Annotated in this window: 19 protein-coding genes; 18 read left to right on the top strand and 1 reads right to left on the bottom strand. The window is 58.2% G+C overall.

The genetic code is table 11. The annotated features are described in order from the left end of the window. Positions 1-1,129 precede the first annotated feature (1,129 nt). The 9 genes from ACZ5LB_RS17725 (at position 1,130) to ACZ5LB_RS17685 (ending at position 14,238) form a co-directional block, all read left to right on the top strand. Positions 1,130-1,570, top strand: a complete 441-nt coding sequence (locus tag ACZ5LB_RS17725; protein ID WP_464603530.1) for a hypothetical protein — start codon at positions 1,130-1,132, stop codon at positions 1,568-1,570. A 1,753-nt stretch (positions 1,571-3,323) separates the two neighbouring features. Beyond that, entirely contained in the window at positions 3,324-3,710 is a 387-nt protein-coding gene (locus ACZ5LB_RS17720) for a hypothetical protein (protein WP_464603529.1), read from the top strand. Positions 3,711-4,665: 955 nt separating this feature from the next. Then, positions 4,666-5,124, top strand: coding sequence for a hypothetical protein (locus tag ACZ5LB_RS17715; RefSeq protein WP_464603528.1), 459 nt, complete (start codon positions 4,666-4,668; stop codon positions 5,122-5,124). 1,009 nt (positions 5,125-6,133) lie between these two features. Next, positions 6,134-6,451 carry a hypothetical protein gene (locus ACZ5LB_RS17710; protein ID WP_464603527.1) on the top strand — a complete coding sequence of 106 codons (318 nt, stop codon included), beginning with the start codon at positions 6,134-6,136 and terminating at the stop codon, positions 6,449-6,451. A gap of 955 nt (positions 6,452-7,406) precedes the next feature. Further along, on the top strand, positions 7,407-7,892 hold the full coding sequence (locus ACZ5LB_RS17705; RefSeq protein ID WP_464603526.1) for a hypothetical protein: 486 nt from the start codon (positions 7,407-7,409) through the stop codon (positions 7,890-7,892). Between the two features lie 1,775 nt (positions 7,893-9,667). Continuing rightward, positions 9,668-10,162, top strand: coding sequence for a hypothetical protein (locus ACZ5LB_RS17700; protein ID WP_464603525.1), 495 nt, complete (start codon positions 9,668-9,670; stop codon positions 10,160-10,162). Between the two features lie 2,153 nt (positions 10,163-12,315). Beyond that, complete coding sequence (locus tag ACZ5LB_RS17695) at positions 12,316-12,975, top strand: hypothetical protein (protein ID WP_464603524.1); 660 nt, start codon at positions 12,316-12,318, stop codon at positions 12,973-12,975. Positions 12,976-13,015: 40 nt separating this feature from the next. Next, on the top strand, positions 13,016-13,567 hold the full coding sequence (locus tag ACZ5LB_RS17690; protein WP_464603523.1) for a hypothetical protein: 552 nt from the start codon (positions 13,016-13,018) through the stop codon (positions 13,565-13,567). 167 nt (positions 13,568-13,734) lie between these two features. After that, positions 13,735-14,238, top strand: coding sequence for a hypothetical protein (locus ACZ5LB_RS17685; RefSeq protein WP_464603522.1), 504 nt, complete (start codon positions 13,735-13,737; stop codon positions 14,236-14,238). 592 nt (positions 14,239-14,830) lie between these two features. On the opposite strand, the gene ACZ5LB_RS17680 is transcribed toward ACZ5LB_RS17685, so the two are convergent. Further along, on the bottom strand, positions 14,831-16,078 hold the full coding sequence (locus tag ACZ5LB_RS17680) for an ISL3 family transposase (protein ID WP_464602215.1): 1,248 nt from the start codon (positions 16,076-16,078) through the stop codon (positions 14,831-14,833). Between the two features lie 466 nt (positions 16,079-16,544). Here ACZ5LB_RS17680 and ACZ5LB_RS17675 point away from each other — a divergent pair, with 466 nt between their 5' ends. The 9 genes from ACZ5LB_RS17675 (at position 16,545) to ACZ5LB_RS17635 (ending at position 25,516) form a co-directional block, all read left to right on the top strand. Further along, complete coding sequence (locus tag ACZ5LB_RS17675; RefSeq protein ID WP_464603521.1) at positions 16,545-16,970, top strand: hypothetical protein; 426 nt, start codon at positions 16,545-16,547, stop codon at positions 16,968-16,970. Positions 16,971-17,277: 307 nt separating this feature from the next. Then, a complete protein-coding gene (locus ACZ5LB_RS17670) occupies positions 17,278-17,598 on the top strand; it encodes a hypothetical protein (protein WP_464603520.1) in 321 nt (106 codons plus the stop codon). 235 nt (positions 17,599-17,833) lie between these two features. Continuing rightward, the gene (locus ACZ5LB_RS17665; protein ID WP_464603519.1) at positions 17,834-19,069 is read left to right on the top strand and encodes an IS4 family transposase; all 1,236 of its coding nucleotides are present in this window, start codon (positions 17,834-17,836) and stop codon (positions 19,067-19,069) included. A 256-nt stretch (positions 19,070-19,325) separates the two neighbouring features. Then, positions 19,326-20,561, top strand: coding sequence for an IS4 family transposase (locus ACZ5LB_RS17660; RefSeq protein ID WP_464603519.1), 1,236 nt, complete (start codon positions 19,326-19,328; stop codon positions 20,559-20,561). A gap of 340 nt (positions 20,562-20,901) precedes the next feature. Continuing rightward, positions 20,902-21,501, top strand: a complete 600-nt coding sequence (locus ACZ5LB_RS17655; protein WP_464603518.1) for a L,D-transpeptidase family protein — start codon at positions 20,902-20,904, stop codon at positions 21,499-21,501. 824 nt (positions 21,502-22,325) lie between these two features. After that, complete coding sequence (locus ACZ5LB_RS17650; RefSeq protein WP_464603517.1) at positions 22,326-22,739, top strand: hypothetical protein; 414 nt, start codon at positions 22,326-22,328, stop codon at positions 22,737-22,739. Continuing rightward, on the top strand, positions 22,736-23,107 hold the full coding sequence (gene tnpB / locus ACZ5LB_RS17645) for an IS66 family insertion sequence element accessory protein TnpB (protein ID WP_464603516.1): 372 nt from the start codon (positions 22,736-22,738) through the stop codon (positions 23,105-23,107). Before ACZ5LB_RS17650 ends, tnpB begins: the two co-directional genes overlap by 4 nt. Before the next feature lie 99 nt (positions 23,108-23,206). Continuing rightward, positions 23,207-24,781 carry an IS66 family transposase gene (gene tnpC / locus ACZ5LB_RS17640; RefSeq protein ID WP_464603515.1) on the top strand — a complete coding sequence of 525 codons (1,575 nt, stop codon included), beginning with the start codon at positions 23,207-23,209 and terminating at the stop codon, positions 24,779-24,781. 249 nt (positions 24,782-25,030) lie between these two features. Further along, positions 25,031-25,516, top strand: a complete 486-nt coding sequence (locus tag ACZ5LB_RS17635) for a hypothetical protein (protein ID WP_464603514.1) — start codon at positions 25,031-25,033, stop codon at positions 25,514-25,516. Positions 25,517-25,623 lie beyond the last annotated feature (107 nt).

The raw sequence follows: 25,623 nt of genomic DNA, 5'->3' as shown, positions 1-25,623 counted from the left end.
GGATCAATCGGCGCCCTTCTCCCCCGGGCGCTTCAACTGAACGCCCATCCCACCGCGCCGTCCCAACGAGGTAATATTCACGCGCCGGTCCTAACCCAGCGTTCGAGGTCGGACCCCAACCTGACCTTCTCCCTTTGAGGTAACATCTTTCCAATCCTCCTTCTCCTCCGTTCGCGCCGCCAGGTTGGGGCCGACTCAACTTCGGCGTTAGGCATCCACTGTGCACCTACCCGTTTGGTACCGCGCAATCGTCATAATTTTTACGACCTTAGCGTTCCCAACAATACTCGGCCTTATCACAAGTCGGATGAGCCCATCCACATCGGTGAAGCAGGGATTCTTCATCTTCCTGCCATCCGGCATCGTCTGGGCAATTTCCAATTGGCTAGCTTGGTCCTTTCCCGGTATCCCTACCGACGTAATGAGGGCTACTGCCCCATGCCTCGGCCCTTGGCTGACTGTCAGATTTCTCCCCATTTCCTACTTCCGACCACGCAGTGAACTAAAGAAATAGTTGGGCGGTCTGCGGCCGACACCACCGAGCGTTTCAACTGAACGCCCATTCCACCGCGCCGTCCCAACGAGGTAATATTCACGCGCCGGTCCTAACCCAGCGTTCGAGGTCGGACCCCAACCTGACCTTCTCCCTTTGAGGTAACATCTTTCCAATCCTCCTTCTCCTCCGTTCGCGCCGCCAGGTTGGGGCCGACTCAACTTCGGCGTTAGGGCCTTGGGGGCGCAGGAACCCATGGGCCCAGTTGTGCGCCGCGTCATGAGGCGGCTCCCCGCAAAGCCAGGGTGGGAGGGCTTCTCCGCGCCAATCTCAGTGAGCGTCACCGAACCGGTTAACATCACCAAGCGTTACGGTACCCTTCGGATCAATCGGCGCCCTTCTCCTTCGGGCGTTTCAACTGAACGCCCATCCCACCGCGCCGTCCCAACGAGGTAATATTCGCGCGCCGGTCCTAACCCAGCGTTCGAGGTCGGACCCCAACCTGACCTTCTCCCTTTGAGGTAACATCTTTCCAATCCACCTTCTCCTCCGTTCGCGCCGCCAGGTTGGGGCCGACTCAACTTCGGCGTTAGGCCATACCCACACCGCATCAACACTGCGTAAGAGGACATTGAATTGAGCATTCGAATTCATAAGCTTGAAATCGCGAGACGCCAATTCGAAGTCGCTGCTGAAATATTCTTCGCGGGTGGGGACCACTTGGCTGTGGTTACGCTGGCAGGCGCCGCAGAAGAAATCCTCGGCTCCTTGGTCAGGCGTACAGGCAAGGGCGCAATCTTTGATCACCTAGTTGAATTAGACAAAGGACTCACAGGGGGTCGTGACTTAGCCACGGTGAATAGGGAAATCAATGGCGTTAGAAATGCGCTCAAACATGCCAGTGATCCTAAGGAAGATGAAATCGAATTCGAAGCAGACGATGCAATTGCTATGTTGGGGCGGGCGGTCGCAAATTTTTCAAGCCTCGATGTAGAACCAACGCCAAATATGATCAAGGTATACCGATACCTAAAAACTCTTCACCCTGGTGGTAACCATGGTTCCACATCGTGCTAGAACCAAGGAAAGTGGGCGCCGCCCCAACGAGGTAATATTCACGCGCCGGCCCTAACCCAGCGTTCGAGGTCGGACCCCAACCTGCACTTCTCCCCTTGGTGGTATCGTCTTTCCAATCCTCCTTCTCCCGCGTTCGCGCCGCCAGGTTGGGGCCGACTCAACTTCGGCGTTAGGCCACACTCAAAATGGAAATCCCAAGCTCTCAGCTCAAAGCGCCTACAGAAATTCTGTCCGATCTCTCGAGTACGGATTTAGACGTAACAACTGTGTCGGTCTATGGGAATGCGGCCCACTTCAATCGACTTCTAGAGTTCAATCAGCTGAAATTCCTATGGCTCTCCGGGGCGAATGCCAAATCGATGGCTACAGTTGCCAAGCTTTCTAACCTCCGAACTCTCGTCATCCATGATTATCGATTGCCAGACTTGTCTAACCTAGGTGGGCTTCTCTTACTTCATTCCTTATCTATTGCAGGTAGCCCCCGCATAAAATCTATTTCAGGACTTGAAAAGTTGAGGCAGCTACAAACGCTCATCCTGTTCGATTGCGCCGGATTCCAGGATTTGGCTCCGCTTGCCAAGCTATCCAACCTTCACACACTGTGCCTTGAGGGTGGTTTTTCTAAGTCTCTTTCAATCGATTCGCTTGCGCCCATTTCTGGGCTTACCTCCTTACATTCACTTCGGCTTGCAAGCCTTCGCACTTCAGATAAAAGCCTTACTCCACTTCGTGGCCTTCAAAACCTCCGCACTACTTTCATCTGCAATGCTTTTCCAAGTTCTGAATTCGCCAAGCTCGCAACTGACTTACCATTAGCACGCGGTGAATTTCTTGACTCGTTCCGGTGATGGCCTAACCCTCCGCTCAACTCGGACCCCGCCTGCATTGCCTTCCGTTCTCTCTCAGCATCTCGCTATCCCGGCTCCGCTCATCTTCTCGGTGCAGGCGCGGCCGGTTAGCTTCATTCGTTAGGCATCTCCAAGCCCGCATCAATTCTGCGTTAGGCATCCACAATGGCAAACAGCCGCCTTCTTCCACTCCTGGCCCTGTCCTTGGTAGTCCCTCTTGAGGCCAAACGAGCTTCCCCTAAGCCAGTCCCACCGCTAGAAAACCAAGGCATAAGGTTCACAGCACCGATTGATGACGGTCGGCGTGGCTATATTGTCGCCGTTGATTGCCACACGGGCGAACCTCTATGGTCTGTTACGATTTTCCAAAATCACGTGGATCCCGATTTCGAATTTGATGTCCAAATGGTCTACGTCAAAGCAATCTCTATGGCGGGCGATTCTCTTGTCATTACCGATGAATGGGCAGGGGTCTACCGTCTGAACCTGACTACAAAGAAGGTCACTCAAATTGCCAAGAGGAAATACAAACTCCACCGTTAGTGGCATTGCCTCGGCACGCCGCGCCAAGAGGCGGCTCCCCAGAAGGCCCCGTTAGGCGGGCTTCTCCGCGCCGGCCTCAGTGATCTAAAAGCCCAGAGCTACATCACCAGGGCAAACCGCAGCTCGATGGGCAATCAGCGCCCTTCCCCTCCAACCGTTTCAACTGAACGCCCATCCCACCGCGCCGTCCCATCGAGGTAATATTGGCGCGCCGGTCCTAACCCAGCGTTCGAGGTCGGACCCCAACCTGACCTTCTCCCTTTGAGGTAACATCTTTCCAATCCCCCTTCCCCTCCGTTCGCGCCGCCAGGTTGGGGCCGACTCAACTTCAGCGTTAGGCCACCACCCCAGTGAGGCGATCCATGCCTATTCCCTCTAACTTCGTTCGTCAATTTTTACTTCTGAGTTCCCTTGTCGCAACCACGGTGGTGATGGGGCATTCCCTTTCTCCGAACTCTCATATCAAGCTCCACGGTTGTTGGCATTCAATTCCGTCCGTAGCCCAAGACCCAGTTGAAATCGAATTCACACCCAACGGTGAAATGTTCTATTCCTTCGAATCCAATCATCACTGGAGCATCATCAAGCTTACTTACAAAATAGAAAAGAACATCATCATTAGCGATCAACCCTCTCATCCCCGAGAACAACGCACCAACTTCAAAATCGAGAAAGATGGCACTTTGGTTTTAGAACTTAATGGTGAAACGACACGGTACCGTCGCGGTCCAAAACGTGCGCCCAACTGATCTCCCATCCAAAGGCGCCGTCCCAACGAGGTAATATTGGCGCGCCGGTCCTAACCCAGCGTTCGAGGTCGGACCCCAACCTGACCTTCTCCCTTTGAGGTAACATCATTCCAATCTTCCTTCTCCTCCGTTCGCGCCGCCAGGTTGGGGCCGACTCAACTTCGGCGTTAGGGCATGGGGCGCGAAGAACCCCGGGGCCCAGCGTCGCGCCGCGTCCTTCTGCGGCTCTCCGCGACGTCAATTAGGAATGTGCGCCGCACACGGGTAATTGTCGTCGCGGAGCGGCTCCCCCGAAGGCCACGGTAGGCGGGTTTCCCCGCGCCGGCCTCAGTGGGCGAAAAGCCCAGATCTACATCACCAGGGCAAGCCGCAGCCCGATGGGCAATCAGCGCCCTTCTCCTCCGGGCGCTTCAACTGAACGCCCATCCCACCGTGCCGTCTCAACGAGGTAATGTTGGCGCGCCGGTCCTAACCCAGCGTTCGAGGTCGGACCCCAACCTGACCTTCTCCCTTTGAGGTACCATCTATCCAATCCTCCTTCTCCCCCGTTCGCGCCGCCAGGTTGGGGCCGACTCAACTTCGGCGTTAGGGCATGGGGCGCGATGAAACCCAGGGCCCAGGAGTGCGCCGCGTCCTTCAGCGCCTCCCCCGAAAGCCGCGGTATGCGGGCCTCTTCGCATCGGCCTCAGTGGGCGAAAAGCCCAGAGCTACACCACCAGGGCAAACCGCAACTCGATGGGCAATCAGCGCCCTTCTCCTCCGAGCGCTTCAACTGAACGCCCATCCCACCGCGCCGTCCCAACGAGGTAATATTCGCGCGCCGGTCCTAACCCAGCGTTCGAGGTCGGACCCCAACCTGACCTTCTCCCTTTGAGGTAGCATCTATCCAATCGTCCTTCCCCCCCGTCCGCGCCGCCAGGTTGGGGCCGACTCAACTTCAGCGTTAGGGCTCCCCATGTCAGTCGAGATTCCTGTCTTCCTAGAGCGATTGAATTTGCCTTCACCAAAACAATGGGCGGAGGCCATCTCACATTCAGGGTTCCCAACTGAAATCAGCACTGAATTTCAATTTGAAACTCACTCGGGGTTTCTTCCCGCCACATTCGATGCCAACGCTGCTGGATTTGAGCTGTTTCTTTCCGCCCCAACCAGAGAAGAAATCAAAGGTTTTGCCCTCAGCATGAATGATCCAGTCTGCGTTCGCCTTGTAACCCACGCTGACCTTATCGAATTCCTATCTTCCATCACAGCTGCCGCAGTGCTCTGTTCTATTAGCAGTGGAACTTTAGTCGACCCAGATGAAGGGCGACCAGTAGCCAGTTCTTCCGCCATAGAATGGGCCAAACAGTGGCTCACTCAACCCCAAGAGTTGCCGCAGCCCTCACCGGCAAAACCATGGTGGAAACGGTGGTAGCCCTCACCCTCCGCTCAACTCTGACCCAACGCCAGCGCCTAGGTCCTTCGCCCTGGTAATGCAATTTCTTCGACTCTGCTAATAGTTTCGGCCACCGCTGGGTCGGTCACCCCACCGCGCCGTCCCAGCGAGGGAATATTCGCGCGCCGGTCCTAACCCAGCGTTCGAGGTCGGACCCCAACCTGACCTTCTCCCTTTGAGGTAACATCTTTCCAATCCTCCTTCTCCCCCGTTCGCGCCGCCAGGTTGGGGCCGACTCAACTTCGGCGTTAGGGCCTTTGGGGCGCAGGAACCCATTGGCCCAGGTGTGCGCCGCGTCATGAGGTGGCTCCCCGCAAAGCCACGGTAGGCGGTCTTCTCCACGCCGGCCTCAGTGGTCGTCACCGAACCGGTTAACATCACCAAACGTTGCGGTACCCTTCGGATCAATCGGCGTCCTTCTCCCCCGGGCGATTCAACTGAACGCCAATCCCACCACGCCGTCCCAACGGGGTAATATTCACGCGCCGGTCCTAACCCAGCGTTCGAGGTCGGACCCCAACCTGCACTTCTCCCCTTGGTGGTATCGTCTTTCCAATCCTCCTTCTCCCCCGTTCGCGCCGCCAGGTTGGGGCCGACTCAACTTCGGCGTTAGGGCATGAGGCGCGAAGAACCCCAGGGCCCAGCAGTGCGCCGCGTCCTGCCGCGGATCCCCCGAAAGCCTCGGTAGGCGGGCTTCTACGCGCCGGCCTCAGTGAACGAAAAGCCTAGAGCTACATCACCAGGGCAAACCGCAGCCCGATGGGCAATCAGCGCCCTTCCCCCCCGGGCGCTTCAACTGAACCCCAGTCCCATCGCGCCGTCCCAACGAGGTAATATTCACGCGCCGGTCCTAACCCAGCGTTCGAGGTCGGACCCCAACCTGACCTTCTCCCTTTGAGGTACCATCCATCCAATCCTCCTTCTCCCCCGTTCGCGCCGCCAGGTTGGGGCCGACTCAACTTCGGCGTTAGGTATTCCCGGTGTTGTCATGAAGGTCAATCGGCCAACCAAAGCATCCACCCGGAATTGGATCTTGGCGTTTGTTTCAATTTCAACGGCATCCTTCGCCCTTTATATCAGTGGCCAACTTGGTTACGCCGCCCTTGGGTTTGGCGGTATCGATTCTGCTCAATGGGAGTTTGCCATTCCAAGCACATTGGCTCTCCTGGTCGTGGCTGCTCTCCTAGGTCGCTTTGCTTACCGACGGGCGCCAACAAAGGCTGCAGCATGGACAATCGCGCTCATCTTGTTTGCAAATATTGCACCATGGGCTGTTATCGCCTATAAACTTCATTTGATTGTTTGACTAGGGATCAAATCTCAACGAACCAATCCACCCGCAATTTTCAACCTTGAGGCCCGCCCCTTGAATACCGTCCCAACGAGGCAATATTCACGCGCCGGTCCTAACCCACCGTTCGAGGTCGGACCCCAACCTGACCTCCTCCCTTTGAGGTAGCATCTATCCAATCCTCCTTCTCCCCCGCTCGCGCCGCCAGGTTGGGGCCGACTCAACTTCGGCGTTAGGGCATAGGGCGCGAAGAAACCCAGGGCCCAACGGTGCGCCGCGTCCTGCGGTGGCTCCCCCGAAAGCCACGGTAGGCGAGCTTCTCCGCGCCGGCCTCAGTGGGCGAAAAGCCCAGAGCTACATCACCAGGGCAAGCCGCAGCCCGATGGGCAATCAGCTCCCTTCTCCTCCGAGCGCTTGAACTGAACGCCCATCCCACCGCGCCGTCCCAACGAGGTAATATTCACGCGCCGGTCCTAACCCAGCGTTCGAGGTCGGACCCCAACCTGACCTTCTCCCTTTGAGGTAACATCTTTCCAATCCTCCTTCTCCTCCGTTCGCGCCGCCAGGTTGGGGCCGACTCAACTTCGGCGTTAGGGCCTTGGGGGCGCAGGAACCCATGGGCCCAGGTGTGCGCCGCGTCATGAGGCGGATCCCCGCAAAGCCACGTTATGCGGGCTTCTCCGCACCGGCATCAGTGGGCGTCACCGAACCGGTTAAAATCACCAAGCGTTGCGGTACCCTTCGGAGCGATCAGCGCCTTTCTCCCCCGGGCGATTCAACTGAACGCCCATCCCACCGCGCCGTCCCAACGAGGTAATATTGGCGCGCCGGTCCTAACCCAGCGTTCGAGGTCGGACCCCAACCTGACCTTCTCCCTTTGAGGTAGCATCTATCCAATCCCCCTTCTCCCCCGTTCGCGCCGCCAGGTTGGGGCCGACTCAACTTCGGCGTTAGGCTCCCCAGAGGAAGCATGAACAGATTTGCCGCGACAACTTTCACCCTAGCCTTAATGCTCGCATGCAAACCGCCTGCATCCCAGTTTGGTCCTGAAGGGAAGGCGAGTCCTGGGGAGCGGCTTGACCACGAAATGGAAAATTCGCTGGGCATCTCGATAGATGAATTTTGGAGAATCCGAAATTTCAATCTGATCAATGGGCGTGCAAAAGGGTGGTCTTCCCGTTTCGGAACGGGGTTCAGTTTGTGGCGGAAAGTAGCAGCCATTGAAGTAATTTATGTCCCGACAGGTACTACAAATTCCAAAGAGGCCCTAATAATTTCGGCTCCAAATGATGCAGAACACTTTCAGGTAGATTACGCAAATGGAATGATCGATGTCTATCAAGCAATTGGAATTGAACGCTTGACCAAAATCGATAAAAATAATGCACTCCTTCTCAAAGCACGCATCAAAGCGCTATTGTCTGAATACTCAAACATCACCAATCCCGCTCCATAAACCCTCAAGCAATGACCAATCTTTCCGCCCAGCCTAACCCCGCGCTCGAGGCAGACCCCACCGCGCCGTCCCAACGAGGTAATATTCACGCGCCGGTCCTAACCCAGCGTTCGAGGTCGGACCCCAACCTGACCTTCTCCCTTTGAGGTAACATCATTCCAATCCTCCTTCTCCCCCGTTCGCGCCGCCAGGTTGGGGCCGACTCAACTTCGGCGTTAGGGCCTTGGGGGCGCAGGAACCCATGGGCCCAGTTGTGCGCCGCGTCATGAGGCGGCTCCCCGCAAAGCCAGGGTGGGAGGGCTTCTCCGCGCCAATCTCAGTGAGCGTCACCGAACCGGTTAACATCACCAAGCGTTACGGTACCCTTCGGATCAATCGGCGCCCTTCTCCTTCGGGCGTTTCAACTGAACGCCCATCCCACCGCGCCGTCCCAACGAGGTAATATTCGCGCGCCGGTCCTAACCCAGCGTTCGAGGTCGGACCCCAACCTGACCTTCTCCCTTTGAGGTAACATCTTTCCAATCCACCTTCTCCTCCGTTCGCGCCGCCAGGTTGGGGCCGACTCAACTTCGGCGTTAGGGCATGGGGCGCGATGAAACCCAGGGGCCCAGGGTTGCGCCGCGTCCTGCAACGGCTCCTCCGAAGGCCACGGTAGGCGGGCTTCTCCGCGCCGGCCTCAGTGAGCGTCACCGAACCAGTTAACATCACCAAGCGTTGCGGTACCCTTCGGATCAATCGGCGCCCTTCTCCTCCGGGCGATTCAACTGAACGCCAATCCCACCGCGCCGTCCCAACGAGGTAATATTCGCGCGCCGGTCCTAACCCAGCGTTCGAGGTCGGACCCCAACCTGACCTTCTCCCTTTGAGGTAACATCTTTCCAATCCTCCCTCTCCCCCGTTCGCGCCGCCAGGTTGGGGCCGACTCAACTTCGGCGTTAGGCATCCACCGAATGAGACCCTAGATAATGGCCACTTCTACAACCCTCGCCGAATACGCTTTCCCTCTCCCCCCAACCAGGGCGAAGTGGAGTTTCATAATCGGTTTTGCGTTCTCGCTAACCCTTGTGGTCATCATGCTTCTCGATCACAAAAACGTTTCCCCTGGCGAGTGGTTTGCCCGGGTTGGCCTTTTCTTATGGAGTACCTTTGATGCGACCAGATCAGCAAGGGCGTTCTCCCTTCGGGGAGACTACTTCATCTCAGTTAGGGTCCCGTACGGAACCATCCTGACTGCCCGGCTTGATTCCTCCGGTTGGGTGTTTTGGGAATACCCCAATGGAGAGCGCGTTTTCACGGACCCTACGGACGATAAACTCGCCTGGCATCTCACGCAAAAGCGCCCCTTCCCTGGGGACCCTAAGGGCGATGTCAAGTAACTGTATCTAACAGTTTCAAGAGTTCACGTTACGGGGGCAGCCCAGGAGAGCTTCTCCGCGCCGACCACAGTGGGCGAAAACCCCAGAGCTACATCACCAGGGCAAAGCGCAGCCCGATGGGCGATCAGCGCCCTTCTCCTCCGAGCGTTTCAACTGAACGCCCATCCCACTGCGCCGTCCCAACGAGGTAATATTGGCGCGCCGGTCCTAACCCAGCGTTCGAGGTCGGACCCCAACCTGACTTTCTCTCTTTGAGGTAACATCTTTCCAATCTCCCTTCTCCTCCGTTCGCGCCGCCAGGTTGGGGCCGACTCAACTTCGGCGTTAGGCGCCTCCAAGCACGCAATAATCCAGCGTGATGAAAACACTTGGAACATAAAATCACCCAAAGGAGAAATCATGCGTAAGATATCCTCCTTAGTATTCAGCGGAATCTTATTGCTTTCTGCGCTGCAGGCTAAAGCTGACGCCTGGGTAGGCGCTGGCTACCTCATCAAAACAGAGGCACTATTGAATCTCATCCAGAAGTACGGTTCCGTTGCCAAAATTCAAAGAAATTTTTTTGAAACCGAGGCAGATGCAATTTTTTACCTTTCAGGAATATCTCAACGCCATTACTCCTTTTATTCAAAAGAATGTTCTTTTTACTTCAACGCTGGTTCTGCCATTTCTCCTCCGGGTCCAAATGGATTTCATTTCAAAGCTACTTTCAAAAGTTCGCAAGGAGAGATATCGATCGAGGGGGATTTGATCCATGCCGATGCCATGCTTCGGTTCGAATCCCCAATCCCAAGTCCAGAAACAACAATACCCGAAGCCAGCGTCATGATTAATGCTGGATGGCGAGAAAAACCATATGCGCTAATGATTTATTCGATAAACGCAAAACACTAAGTTTGACTTACAAACCATAGCGCCGAACACTCAGCGAATTGTCCCAAGGCGCCGACCGCCTAACCCTTCGTTCGAGCGCAGACCCCAACCCGTAGCAAACCAATGTTATGCTCAGCGCATTCCATCGTCTGTTCTCCCACTTCCGCGCCGCTAGGTTGGGGCAGCTCAACTCCAGCGTTAGGGCCTTAAGGGCGCAGGAACCTATGGGCCCAGTTGTGCGCCGCGTCATGAGGCGGCTCCCCGCAAAGCCACGGTAGGCGGTCTTCTCCGCGCCGGCCTCAGTTGGCGTCACCGAACCGGTTAACATCACCAAGCGTTGCGGTACCCTTCGGATCAATCGGCGCCCTTCTCCCCCGGGCGATTCAACTGAACGCCAATCCCACCGCGCCGTCCCAACGAGGTAATATTCGCGCGCCGGTCCTAACCCAGCGTTCGAGGTCGGACCCCAACCTGACCTTCTCCCTTTGAGGTAACATCTTTCCAATCTCCCTTCTCCTCCGTTCGCGCCGCCAGGTTGGGGCCGACTCAACTTCAGCGTTAGGGATGAGGCGCGAAGAGTTTCAGGGCCCAGCAGTGCGCCGCGTCCTGCAGCGACTCCCACCAAAGCCACGGTAGGCGGGCTTCTCATCGCCGGCCTCAGTGGGCGTCACCGAACCGGTTAACATCACCAAGCGTTGCGGTACCCTTCGGATCCATCGGCGCCCTTCTCCCCCGGGCGATTAAACTGAACGCCAATCCCACCGCGCCGTCCCAACGAGGTAATATTCGCGCGCCGGTCCTAACCCAGCGTTCGAGGTCGGACCCCAACCTGACCTTCTCCCTTTGAGGTATCATCTTTCCAATCTCCCTTCTCCTCCGTTCGCGCCGCCAGGTTGGGGCCGACTCAACTTGTGCGTTAGGCATCCGCGATGTATTCCGACGATTCTTTGTGGACGTACGACCAGGCTCTCCGATTTGCGAAGGATGGGACAAGGTGGCACTTTGTCAGAAGGGACATCAACGGTGAGCCCTTTTCGGAACACCCTCTGGAACTGTTTTTTCGAAACGATGCTCGAACGGTCTTTGGCGTAATCCACTTCGAAAGGGCAAGGGATTTCCCGTTCAAACGTTACGAATCCCTTGTTGGAAAAATTATGAACAATCCTGAATACAGGAATGGATTCGTTGCGCCAGAATCCCAATCAATCTGGCTGAAATCTTGGAAGTAGCGAATTCCAATCGCGCCGTCCCAACGAGGTAATATTGGCGCGCCGGTCCTAACCCAGCGTTCGAGGTCGGACCCCAACCTGACCTTCTCCCTTTGAGGTAACATCTTTCCAATCCTCCTTCTCCCCCGTTCGCGCCGCCAGGTTGGGGCCGACTCAACTTCGGCGTTAGGGCATGAGGCGCGAAGAACCCCAGGGCCCAGCAGTGCGCCGCGTCCTGCCGCGGATCCCCCGAAAGCCTCGGTAGGCGGGCTTCTACGCGCCGGCCTCAGTGAACGAAAAGCCTAGAGCTACATCACCAGGGCAAACCGCAGCCCGATGGGCAATCAGCGCCCTTCCCCCCCGGGCGCTTCAACTGAACCCCAGTCCCATCGCGCCGTCCCAACGAGGTAATATTCACGCGCCGGTCCTAACCCAGCGTTCGAGGTCGGACCCCAACCTGACCTTCTCCCTTTGAGGTACCATCCATCCAATCCTCCTTCTCCCCCGTTCGCGCCGCCAGGTTGGGGCCGACTCAACTTCGGCGTTAGGGATGAGGCGCGAAGAGTTTCAGGGCCCAGCAGTGCGCCGCGTCCTGCAGCGGCTCCCACCAAAACCACGGTAGGCGGGCTTCTCCGCGCCGGCCTCAGTGGGCGTCACCGAGCCGGTTAACATCACCAAGCGTTGCGGTACCCTTCGGATCAATCGGCGCCCTTCTCCCCCGGGCGCTTCAACTGAACGCCCATCCCACCGCGCCGTCCCAACGAGGTAATATTCACGCGCCGGTCCTAACCCAGCGTTCGAGGTCGGACCCCAACCTGACCTTCTCCCTTTGAGGTAACATCTTTCCAATCCTCCTTCTCCTCCGTTCGCGCCGCCAGGTTGGGGCCGACTCAACTTCGGCGTTAGGCATCAACGAAGAACAAAAACCCCGTCCACCATCTGCCTCTACCGGCCCCCGGGAGGATCATGAAACCAATCATTAAGGTCGCCTTTCTTTCAGTCATTCTCTTTACGGGGATGAGCCTACGGGCCACAGGCCAAGAGCCCGATTACCTCATCATCAAGGGGAAAAGGGTTTGTATCCAAACCAATCCACTTGAGACATTTCTAAGCAGCCATCCAGACCGAAAGTTAAAGAAACCTACCCTCATAACCTCCTGCTGGCGTGGCTACATAGCAACTTTTGAAATTATTGAAAACAAGCTGTTTGTCCAAAAAATCGTTACACGGCAAATGTCAATTGACGAAAAGACCAAACAGGTTTCAGAGAATGAAACCGATGTAACCGGCGAGCTAATTTACAAGCCCGAAGAGCGGTTCTGTAGCTGGTACACCGCTGTGTTGATTCTGCCCGAGGGGGAGTTGGTTCATTATGTCCACATGGGGTATGCATCAAGTTACGAACGCTATACGTTAATATGGATTCGCGATGGAATTCTGATTGCCGAAAAGCACCTATCATTGAATGAGTTCAACGATTATAGGATCAAAAAGTTTTCCGCCTTCAAGGAAACACAGGAATACAAGGACGCTTTGGCTGATTCTGTCAAAGATGGGTTCACAGCCAAACAAGCCGAAGGGTTTCTTTCCGAATTCTTCACCGAGAAATACTTATCCCAGCCATGACTATGATCTGCCTAACATTGCGCTCGACCCGGACCCCAACGTGAACTACACCGCCATCACAAAGCCAATCCCACCGAACTTCTCCGCCGACTGCGCCGCCACGTTGGGTCCGGTTAGCTTGGCCGTTAGGGTTCCTTTGGACCTTTCCATGAGAACGATCAGGCTCGTGCTCGTCTCCGTTTTTGCCGCCACCCCAGTGGTGAGCCATGCACAGGAGACCCCGCCTCGCCTACACCCAATCGTAATAGAGATGCAGGTTCCAACTTGCCCCGCCTTGATACGCGTATCCGGAATCAGCGGAACCGCCATATTCGCGGTTAAAACCGATGGCCACCGAATCGTTCAGATTGTTGATTCTCTAGGGCCCCCAATGCTTGTGAAGCAGCTTCCCAAACAACTCCTCACCTGGCGTTTTGAAGACCACCAGCCGATAGAATTCGAAATCACATTTAAGGTAAACGTGATGCATAAAAATCCGTGCGACCCGCCTCGCCCTGATGACATACACATGGTCCTTCCATCGCTCGTCGAGATCACTTCCTATTCAGTTGGCGAGTGCGACCCAGTTGTTCCAGTTCAACCCGAAAAATAGTCCCGCCGACCCAACGAGAGAATATTTGCGCGCCGGCCCTAACCCAGCGTTGAGGTCGGACCCCAACCTGCACTTCTCCCCTTGGTGGTATCGTCTTTCCAATCTCCCCTCTCCCCCGTTCGCGCCGCCAGGTTGGGGCCGACTCAACTTCGGCGTTAGGATTCCCCGTGATCATTCGGAAGCTCTGCGATATCGGATTAATGACCTTCCTTGGAATTGGAATCACTCTTGGTGCCCAAAACCCAATAGCTATTGATCAAGGGAAAGTCGACGAGCTGCTTGCCTATGGTGAATTGGCTTTCAGTCATCGGCCCAAGAACCCGATCAAACGAACAATCAGGAAGCTGAAAAGCGACAATGATCCATCTCTGATCAACACCTGGATTAAGGAATCCTATGATGGGCTGACCGTTGTTTACCTTCAAAATGATCCAACAAGTGAACCCATCCTAAGCCAGTTAGTCGTTTCGAAGGCCCAAATTCAACTTCCGCTCTCTATTCATCTCGGGGAGCCAAAATCATCTGTCCAAGAAAAGGTGGGGGCTAGAGGAAGAAGCAGTCGCAACCAGCTTACCTACACCAACAGAGGGGATGGCTACCCTAACACTGTCTCTTTCAAATTTTTTTCAGGCAGATTAATGAAGGTCGAATGGGATTTCATTATTGATTGACCCTTTGCGACCCTCGCCCTCCTCGACGCTATGCCTCAACGGAATAGCCTTCAGTCCTTCATCCACGTCCTTGGATTGGACCTCCGGTACTTTTACCATTACCGATCTTTCCCGTTTCCTTTGGGTTGATCGGCACCCTCCTCCTCCGAGCGCTTCAATGGACGCCCATTCCACTGCGCCGTCCCAACGAGGTAATATTCGCGCGCCGGTCCTAACCCAGCGTTCGAGGTCGGACCCCAACCTGACCTTCTCCCTTTGAGGTAACATCTTTCCAATCCTCCTTCTCCTCCGTTCGCGCCGCCAGGTTGGGGCCGACTCAACTTCAGCGTTAGGGCATGGGGCGCGCTGAACCCCAGGGGCCCAGCATTGCGCCGCGTCATGAGGCGGCTCCCCCGAAGGCCACGGAAGGCGGGCTTCTCTGCGCCGGCCTCAGTGGGCGAAAAGCCCAGAGCTACATCTCCAGGGCAAGCCGCGGCCCGACGAACAATCAGCGCCCTTCTCCTCCGAGCGCTTCAACTGAACGCCCATCCCACCGCGCCGTCCCAACGAGGTAATATTCGGTTCCTCGCTGAAGCGAGTGGGTAGCGACCGGTTATAACCGGGCGGTTTGCCAGGCTGGGGTCAGATCGAACTTCAGCTTGCCGGCGATGAGGTAGGCCATCGTCACCAGGTTGCGGATGGTCCGGTAGCCCCGGGCTTTGGACTTGGCGGCCTGGAGCAGCGAGTTGATGCCTTCCAGCAGCCCATTGGCCAGGCCGCTCTTGAACCAGCGCAGAACCCCAGCCATGTGGTCCTTGAGCGTGTCGGCAGCTTTGACCATGGGTTGGATGCCGGACTCTCTGACCATCGTGATCCACTCTTTCAGGAACATCCCGGCCGCTTGTGGATTCGCCTGCTCATAGAAGTCCTGGAGGGTGAGTTTCATTCGGTAGGCCTCAGCCGTCAGCAGGTTCGCGCCCCGCAGTTCCTGGAGTCTCCCAGCCTGGGTCGCCCTGAGGTTAGAGGGGTTCTTCAGCCAGATGTAGCGGGTCTTCTTGAGCTCGGGCCGATCCTTGGCCTCTCCGCGCCGCACGTCGTCCACGGCCCTGTTGATCATCTGCATGACATGGAAGCGGTCGAAGGTCAGGTGCGCCTTCGGGAAATGCGCTCTCAGCCCCTTGATGAACGAGGGAGACATGTCCAGGCAGGCCTCCTCGATCCTCTCTGGGTCACCCATGTGGGCCACGAGGTCGGCCTTGAAGGCCTGCACGGTCTCATGGCTTCGCCCGGCCACACCGAACAGGACCTTCTTCTCCTCCATGTCCATGACCAGGGTGATGTAGTTGTGCCCGCGCTTGGCGGCGGTCTCGTCAATGCCGATCCGGGTGACGGTGGACATGTCCACCTTTGCCCGGGCCTCATCCACGTGGTGATGTACCAACCGCCAGAGCTTGGTATCGTGCTCGCCGACCAGCTTGGCGACTGTGGCTACCGGCATGGCCTGGACCAAGGTCATGATCAAGGCTTCGAACAGGAGGGTGAAACCTGATCCGGGTCGAGCCCAGGGGACCTGGACTTGCTTGACCCCGTCCACATCGCACTTGCAGCGAGGCACCCGGGCCGTCAGGTAAGCGGCGTGCTGAAAGAAGTCCAGGTGCCGCCAGGTCTTCTCCTCGGTGTCGTGGACCTTGGCGGGCTGGCCGCAGACCGGGCATGGAAAGTCAGCCCCACGGGTGAAATCGATCGTGATGTCCAACCGCTTGGCCTCCTCGTCGAACTGGAGATTCTTGACCTCCCAAGGGGCCTGGAGGCCGAGTGCCATGGTGAACAGGGTGTTGGTGTCCATGGCCCCATTGTCCATGGAACAGGCGCGCCGACCCACCCTCTGTGGCCGGTGCTCGGGAATGGAAAGCCCGCCGGATTCCGCTCCGCGGAACGGCCTATGGCCGCCCTTCGGGTCCGCGTCCTTCCCACACCCTCGGGCTCCGCCTGGAAAACGCTGGCGCGTTTCCCACACCGCCCACAGCGACCGTCAGCAGCAGCATGGTTTTGAGCCTCTACTTTCCCGGAATCCGAGTCCTGGCTTCACCGTTCCAGGAAACCTTTCGGAGCTGGGCCACAGCACGAAACAGGTCGGCGCTTTATGCGCTGGTCACCCACACGAAACAGCGACGGGCCTAATATTCACGCGCCGGTCCTAACCCAGCGTTCGAGGTCGGACCCCAACCTGACCTTCTCCCTTTGAGGTAACATCTTTCCAATCCTCCTTCTCCTCCGTTCGCGCCGCCAGGTTGGGGCCGACTCAACTTCGGCGTTAGGTATATCCCATGCGAATCAACCCCAGAATTACCGTCCCAATCCTCACTGGCATTCTCGGCATCCTGATTGGCGGTATAGGCATGGGCCTGATCGCCGGAAGGTACGTTCTTGACGACATTGGCCTGAGAACCCGTCTGTCTGTGTACGAGCGTGTCCGGCTACTCAACGAAATCCGGAAGGAGAAAGGGCAGGCAGCAATCACGGAGCAGGAAATCCTTCTTGCTGGAGACGTCGCAACTCTTTGCCATCTATGCAAGCAGCGAAAATCCCATCGCGAGGAATCCAAGGAGGCTCTTATACGGGTGTCAAACTATATAGAAAATTTCCCAAACGCTTTTGAGTTCCAGGATCTGCGGAACCAGGTGAATCAATCTCTCGCTTCCGCCCGGGGACAATCTCCCTTTGGCTGCCACACACACTTACGGTTCACCTAGTGTTCATCAGCGCCACCCACCATCGATCATTCCAAGGAGAAGGCCTATCCCATCGTACTATCCCAACGAGGTAATATTCACGCGCCGGTCCTAACCCAGCGTTCGAGGTCGGACCCCAACCTGACCTTCTCCCTTTGAGGAAACATCCTTCCAATCCTCCTTCTCCTCCGTTCGCGCCGCCAGGTTGGGGCCGACTCAACTTCGGCGTTAGGCGTCACCTGCCTCCCAGGAACTCCGACTCCCTTCATTCCATGATCCCAATGCTCGTCACCTCACGTTCATAACCCACTATTGGCAAGGAGGAAGCATGCACTTCTTTGTACCAGAAGCAGAAAATTCTGAAGACGAGCAGAAAATTTATTCTATGCTTCGGGAAAACCTCGAGAATTGGGGGCAGGCGAGCCTGTCACCCAAAAGGATCCATTCGATCCATTACCGCCACAACGGTAAAGACTTGTTTGCAGTAGTTGGGGAAAATGATCCCATTCAAATGGAAATCGTGATTGCAATTCTTTATGAACCCGGACGACGTTTATTTCACGTTTGCACCCTTAATCGCGGCCTTTTGGCAGGCCCGGCTATATTGGTCGGCGAGGGTGATGTCCATGAGTGTATTGATTTCGATTAATAGTGGGTATGTTTCAAATCTCCACCGCGATGGCCTGAGTGGGCGTGACATCACCAAGCGTAGCGGTACCCTTCGCAGCGATCAGCGCACTTCTCCTTCAAACACTTCAACTGAACGCCCATCCCACCGCGCCGTCCCAACGAGGTAATATTCATGCGCCGGTCCTAACCCTAATACCGTTCACTTAAGCCTTGACGCCCTGCCCATGCTGCCTAACTTATAAGTAGGGCACTCCATGGCCAGAACAGCGGCAACACTGGAAGGCGGGACACGCATATCGGACTACATTACGCTCGGGTGCGTTGCCCGGGCTTTTCCCCGTGACCGGGTGGAAACCACCCTGCGCTCCACTGGGAAGGCCAGCCAGCGCCAGCGCGATCTTCCCGCTCACGTGGTGGTCTACTACGTCATCGCCTTGGCCCTGTTCACACAGGCCTCCTGCAGGGAGGTGCTTCGCTGCCTTCTGGAGGGCCTCCGTTGGCTCAAGGAAGCCGATGCCACCCTCAAGATCACGGGCAAGTCCGGCATCTCCCAGGCCCGTTCCCGGCTCGGATGGGAGCCGCTCCAGCGGTTGCATGACGACCTGGTCAAGCCCATTGCCACTCCAGCAACCCGCGGGGCCTGGTACAAGCGTTGGCGTGTGGTCAGCCTCGATGGCAGCACCCTCGATCTTCCCGACGATCCAGCCATCGAGGCGGAATTCGGCAGGCCGGCAGCCTCTCGGGGCGAAAGCGGCTTTCCCCAACTCCGCTTCGTCTCACTGGTAGAGAGCGGAACTCACGTGCTCTTCGGATCCCGGATGGGGTCCTTTGCCACCAGCGAACGGGTCCTGGCCGAGGAAGCGCTCCGGCGCCTGGAGCCCGGGATGCTCTGCCTGGCCGATCGTGGCTTCTATGGCTTCGAGTTTTGGGAGAAGGCCCGGGCCACGTGCGCGGACCTGGCCTGGCGGGTCAACGCCAAACTGGGCCTGCCTCGGGAAGTGGAGCTTGAGGACGGCTCTTACTTGTCCCGGGTTTGGGACATCAAGGACCGGTGGCGCCGACGCTCGGAAGGGGTCACAGTCCGCGTCGTGGAATACACGCTCGACGGCGTGCGGGATCCCAGGCTGCCCGCGGCCCCAGAAGGCGAGCATGCCTACCGAATCATCACCACCATCCTAGATCCCAAGGCCGCTCCAGCCCAAGAACTGGCCGCCCTCTACCCCGAGCGCTGGGAGATCGAGTCTGCCTTCGACGAGCTCAAGACCCACCTCCGCGGCCGCCAAACCCTTCTGCGCAGCAAGACGCCCGATCTGGTCCGCCAGGAATTCTACGGTCTCCTTCTCGCCCATTTTGCGGTGCGAGGACTGATGCATGAGGCCGCCTTGCAGGCGACGGTGGATCCGGATCGCCTATCCTTCGTCCATGCCGTCAGGGTGGTCCGCCGGACACTGCCGCACTTCGCGGCTCTCTCCCCCCAAGCCAACGCCTGAAGGCCCATGCCGCGGTGCTGAAGGAGCTCCTGGACGAGATGGTGAGTTCCAGCAGGCGCCGCTGCAATCCACGGGGCGTGAAGCGTAAGATGAGTGGCTGGACCGTCCGCAACCGAACCTTGAAATGCAACGCACGCACCAACCCCGTGGTCCACGTCGTTGGCCTTAAGTGAACCGTATTGGTCCTAACCCTAATACCGTTCACTTAAGCCTTGACGCCCTGCCCATGCTGCCTAACTTATAAGTAGGGCACTCCATGGCCAGAACAGCGGCAACACTGGAAGGCGGGACACGCATATCGGACTACATTACGCTCGGGTGCGTTGCCCGGGCTTTTCCCCGTGACCGGGTGGAAACCACCCTGCGCTCCACTGGGAAGGCCAGCCAGCGCCAGCGCGATCTTCCCGCTCACGTGGTGGTCTACTACGTCATCGCCTTGGCCCTGTTCACACAGGCCTCCTGCAGGGAGGTGCTTCGCTGCCTTCTGGAGGGCCTCCGTTGGCTCAAGGAAGCCGATGCCACCCTCAAGATCACGGGCAAGTCCGGCATCTCCCAGGCCCGTTCCCGGCTCGGATGGGAGCCGCTCCAGCGGTTGCATGACGACCTGGTCAAGCCCATTGCCACTCCAGCAACCCGCGGGGCCTGGTACAAGCGTTGGCGTGTGGTCAGCCTCGATGGCAGCACCCTCGATCTTCCCGACGATCCAGCCATCGAGGCGGAATTCGGCAGGCCGGCAGCCTCTCGGGGCGAAAGCGGCTTTCCCCAACTCCGCTTCGTCTCACTGGTAGAGAGCGGAACTCACGTGCTCTTCGGATCCCGGATGGGGTCCTTTGCCACCAGCGAACGGGTCCTGGCCGAGGAAGCGCTCCGGCGCCTGGAGCCCGGGATGCTCTGCCTGGCCGATCGTGGCTTCTATGGCTTCGAGTTTTGGGAGAAGGCCCGGGCCACGTGCGCGGACCTGGCCTGGCGGGTCAACGCCAAACTGGGCCTGCCTCGGGAAGTGGAGCTTGAGGACGGCTCTTACTTGTCCCGGGTTTGGGACATCAAGGACCGGTGGCGCCGACGCTCGGAAGGGGTCACAGTCCGCGTCGTGGAATACACGCTCGACGGCGTGCGGGATCCCAGGCTGCCCGCGGCCCCAGAAGGCGAGCATGCCTACCGAATCATCACCACCATCCTAGATCCCAAGGCCGCTCCAGCCCAAGAACTGGCCGCCCTCTACCCCGAGCGCTGGGAGATCGAGTCTGCCTTCGACGAGCTCAAGACCCACCTCCGCGGCCGCCAAACCCTTCTGCGCAGCAAGACGCCCGATCTGGTCCGCCAGGAATTCTACGGTCTCCTTCTCGCCCATTTTGCGGTGCGAGGACTGATGCATGAGGCCGCCTTGCAGGCGACGGTGGATCCGGATCGCCTATCCTTCGTCCATGCCGTCAGGGTGGTCCGCCGGACACTGCCGCACTTCGCGGCTCTCTCCCCCCAAGCCAACGCCTGAAGGCCCATGCCGCGGTGCTGAAGGAGCTCCTGGACGAGATGGTGAGTTCCAGCAGGCGCCGCTGCAATCCACGGGGCGTGAAGCGTAAGATGAGTGGCTGGACCGTCCGCAACCGAACCTTGAAATGCAACGCACGCACCAACCCCGTGGTCCACGTCGTTGGCCTTAAGTGAACCGTATTGGTCCTAACCCAGCGTTCGAGGTCGGACCCCAACCTTCACTTCTCCCCTTGGTGGTATCGTCTTTCCAACCTCCCTCCCCCTCCACTCGCGCCGCCAGGTTGGGGCCGACTCAACTTCGGAGTTAGACATCTCCCGGCACAGACCCTTCTTGGCATTCCATGAAATTTTCGGCAGCAGTGCTTCTGTCCTATTTCGCCGCGGCCACGCTCGCCGGCGAGACTCCGCTCTCTGCCATCCGAGCTGCAAGCGCAAGGATGGCTGTTGCCGCAAAATTAGCGGGTGTTTCCTTTCCTTTTAAGGCCCTTGAGGTTCGGGTTCTAAAGCACGCTCATCGGCTTGAATTTTGGGCAGAAGGCAGGCACGTCAAGAGCTTCAGGGTTGGCCTGAGCAATCGAGGTCTTAAGATCAAGCAAATTTCAGGAGATCACCTCACACCAGAAGGGCGCTTCTATATTTGCTCGAAGAGTTCCCAAAGCGCCTACCACCTTTTCCTTGGGATTAGCTACCCGGACGCAGCTGATGCCGACCGCGGGTTAAAAGCTGGGCTCATCACTAAATATGACTATGCTAATATCATTGGGGCCAAAACGAAAAAGGGCTGTCCCCCCTGGGGAACTGGTCTAGGCGGAACCGTGGGAATCCACGGCCATGGGGGTTCTTCAGATTGGACTTGGGGTTGCATCGCCCTTGAAGACTACGAGGTCGATGAGGTTTGGGCATCCTGCGCAATTGGCACCCCCGTCGTGATCACACCTTAGCCCTTTCAAAACCAATGGCCCCGCGCCATGCAGGGAAATATTCAGGGGCGTGTCTGCCTAACATCGCGTTCGACCCCGGACCCCAGCCTGCAATGCTCGTGCTATGACTTCTGCAACTTCCTTCTCCCTACTCCTCAAACCGCGCCGCCTGGCTGGGGCCGGTCAACTCCAGCGTTAGGCATCACCCACCATCCTTCAACCCAGCCTTAGGCACCACCCACAACCGAGTGCAACGCCTTTCGGCCGTCTAGCTTGGATCAAAATGAGCAAGGTGCTATTCCAATCCGCAATCTCGTTGCCATTCCTGGCTATTGGTGTTTTCTACCTTTGGCAAGCAATACGGGCAATTCGACCAGAGAGATCTGGTGGCAAGCAATTCCAAATCCTCCCCTCCCGAGATCCACGGCTACTTCGCATCTACGTTCGTGTGAGGATTTTTAGTGGCTCTTTACTCGTGGCTACATCGATCTGCTTGGCCTACTATTCCAGGTACTAAGCCACCTTCATCTTTACCGAACCGCCTGGTGAGTTTATGCATCCTGAACCAGGCCTTGCTTCATTCACCTAGGTCGCTCTCCCTCAAGGCGCGCAGAATGCTGCTTGGTTGTTCGCCATCGTTCCCCTCGCCGCTGTTCCAACCAGCGGCATTGCTCCAACGTGCCGCGTCTCGGGTCCCATCACCAAATGCCCGTCTGCCTAACCATTTCTTCGACCCGGACCCCAGCCCTGTATCGCTCCAACCAGGTCTTCGGTGTCCTTTCGGCAGGCGTGCGTGAACTCGTAGCTTGATGGCCGGTAGGCTCATGGGTCGCTGGAGATCACCCATGGCCCACCCCAGGAAAGCGCCATCGCCGGAGGATTTGGCCCTGCTTCGCAGAAAGATCGAGATCTGGCGTAAGACGCGCCCCAGCCGCGGCGAGACCCCGGCGGATATTTGGGAGAGCGCAGTGGCCTTGGCCCGGATCTACGGTGTTTGCCAAATCGCCCGCGCCGTCGGGCTCGACTACAAGGCTCTCCGAACCCGGGTGTCCAAGGCTCCGGTAAAGCCCGGCCTGGTCAAACCCACCTTCGTTGAACTGCCGGCTACCCTGGCGGCGGAACCTGTGCCGACCCCTCTCCCCGGGACCTCCATCGAGATCACGTCTCCCAATGGTTCCCGCATGCGGATCACTCTGGAAGCCGGACGAGGCCTGGAGGCCGCCGGGATCGTCGCCGCCTTCCTGGGGAGCCGGGGTTGATCCAGATCACCCCGCAAATGAGGGTTCTGGTTGCGGTAGAGCCGGTGGACTTCCGCCGGGGGATCGACGGCCTGGTCAGCCTCTGCCGGGAGAAACTCAGCAGCGACCCCTTTTCGGGAACGGTGTTCGTGTTTCGCAGCCGCGGGAACCAGGCCATCAAACTCCTGGTCTATGACGGGCAGGGTTTCTGGCTCTGTCACAAGCGCCTGTCCCAGGGCCGGTTCCGGCATTGGCCCCAGGGACGGGAAGTAGCAACAGAACTGCTCGCCCACGAGCTGCAGGTTCTGCTTTGCTGCGGTAATCCGTCGGCCACCGGCATCCCCCCTGCCTGGCGCACCGTGGGGCCCTCGGGCTCGGCCCTGAAATGAGGACTTGTACTTTCCTTTCGAGGCTGGCAGGCTCGTACCATGGGGCGCTCGAAACCACACACCTCAAAGACCGGAAAAGGCCAGTCGCCGTCGGCTCTGGTGAATCCGGAGATCCTGAAGCTGACCCCGGAGCAGGTCACGGCCTTCATCGAGCGCATGCGAGTGGTGGTCACCGACGAGCAGGATTTCCTGATCATCCAGGGCAGTCTGGCCACCCTCGGTTTCATGGCCCAGGAGCTCAAATCCAAGCGCACCTCCATCCATAGGCTTGCCAAGATGCTGTTCGGGGACGCCACAGAGGCCATGGTGAACCTATTCCCGCCCACCACCCCGAGGCCCAAGCCGAAGCCAAAGGAGCCCCGGAAGGGGCATGGCAGGGCCGGGGCGGGCAGTTATCCGGGGGCCCAGCGCGTCAAGGTCCCCCATGAGAGCCTGAAGCCAGGGGATGAGTGCCCGGAATGCCCCAATGGCCGGGTCTACCCGATGGCCCAACCCGCCGTCATGGTCCGAATCGTGGGCCTGTCCCCCCTCCAGGCCAAAGTGATCGAACGAGAGCGCCTGCGCTGCAATGCCTGCGGCGAAGTGTTCACGGCCAAGGCCCCCGAGGGGACAGGGCGGGAGAAGTTCGATGCTTCCGCCGCGGCCATGGTGGCCCTGCTGAAGTACGGCACCGGCGCCCCCTTCCACCGCCTGGCCCGGCTGCAGGCCAACCTGGGCATCCCCCTCCCGGCCTCCACCCAATGGGAGCTGGTCCAGAAGCAAGCCGGCCTCCTCGACCCGGTGCTGGACGAACTGGCACGCCTCGCGGCCCAGGCGGATGTGGTGTTCAACGACGACACCACCATGAAGCTCATCGACCGTCCGGATCTCCGATTCGACCGGAAGGAGCGGAAGGGGGTCTACACCTCCGGGATCGTGGCCCGGCTCCAGCATTCGGGGCCCGGCCGGGCCCGGGGGGTCGTCCTGTTCCGTACCGGGCACCACCATGCCGGGGAGAACCTGGCCGAGATTCTCCGTTCCCGGAGCCAGGACCTGCCGCCCCCAATCCAGATGTGCGATGCGTTGGCGGCCAACACCAAGGGACCTTTCGAGACTCTGGTCGCCCACTGCCTGGCCCACGCCCGCCGCAGGTTCGTGGAGGTGGTGGACGACTTCCCCGAGGAGTGCAGGCACCTGCTGGAGGCCCTGCGGGACGTCTACCATCACGACAGCCAAGCCAAGGCCCTGACTCCCCAGGAGCGACTCCAGTTCCACAAGGACCACAGTGGCCCGGTCATGGGGGCCCTGAAAGGCTGGCTGGAGAGCCAGATGGAGGCCAGGAAGGTCGAGCCCAACTCCGGTCTGGGCAAGGCCATCACCTACATGCTCAAGCACTGGACGGCCCTGACCCTGTTCCTCCGCGAACCCGGCGCGCCCCTGGACAACAATGTCTGCGAACGAGCCCTGAAGCGCGCCATCCTCCACCGCAAGAACAGCCTGTTCTACAAGACCGAAGAGGGTGCCAGGGTCGGCGATATCTACATGAGCCTGATCCACACGGCGGAGATAAACGACGTGAACCCGTTCGACTACCTCGTGGCCGTCCAGAGGAACCACGTGCTCGCCGAGGAAAACCCCGAGGAATGGATGCCCTGGAGCTACCAAGCCACGCTGAAGGTGCTGGAAGCCCAATAGTCCTCAGAAGGTTGGGTGCTTTGGTTCCAGGTGAGTCCCTACGACTCAACCAAAGGCATACCCAATTGGGAACCAAGTGGCATTGCGCACGTCCGCCGAAAGCTCACGGTCTTCGTCATCTCCAATCGCACTTCTCCGCCGACGGCGCCGCCAGGGCTATGGCCGGTCAAGCCGGGCGTTAGGCATCTCGAGACTCCAAGACTCAGCGTCTAGGCTCAGTCGGACAAAGCTCAATTGGAACTCTGCCCCATGACCAAAAGTCACCAAGACAACCACGTTCTGCGCACCCCGAGGCGACCTGCCGTCGTTGCTGGGCTAATCGCAGGCGCAACCATGATTCTGTTTCTCCTTCTGGCACCCTTTGTCATCCCGGCTCAAAGAGATCCAACCCGCTTCTGGCTTTACGTTTACATCTGGAGCTTCCCGGTTCTTTTACCTTCCCTCTTCAGCCTCCTCTATTTGGATTTCTGCCAGATCAACTGGACAAACAATCACCTGATTTGCCATAGAACGATTTCTCGCATCAGCAAACTTCTAGGCGGCAGGGTAAAGTTCGGCGAGCGAATGTCCCTTCGTTTTGAAATCAATGAAGTCTCCCTCGTATGGGAAGGAAGGCGCCTCCTGCTTTACTGCGATGGTCTAGGTGCGGGCATTTACTTGGGTCGGGGCGGCAAGGCCAAGGAGCGATTAACCTGGCTTCTCGAAAAGGGCTTAACCCCTCCCTTCGAGATTTAGCGAGGCGTAGTATCTTCAAGTCCAATTGCGCTGAATGACAAGCCACATCATCTGATTTCCGTCTGCCTAACCATGCGCTCGGCCTCGGACCCCAAAGTGCCTTCATC

It is taken from the genome of Mesoterricola sp. MK458 (assembly GCF_055384935.1).
This window is presented reverse-complemented; position numbering and strand designations above follow the sequence as displayed.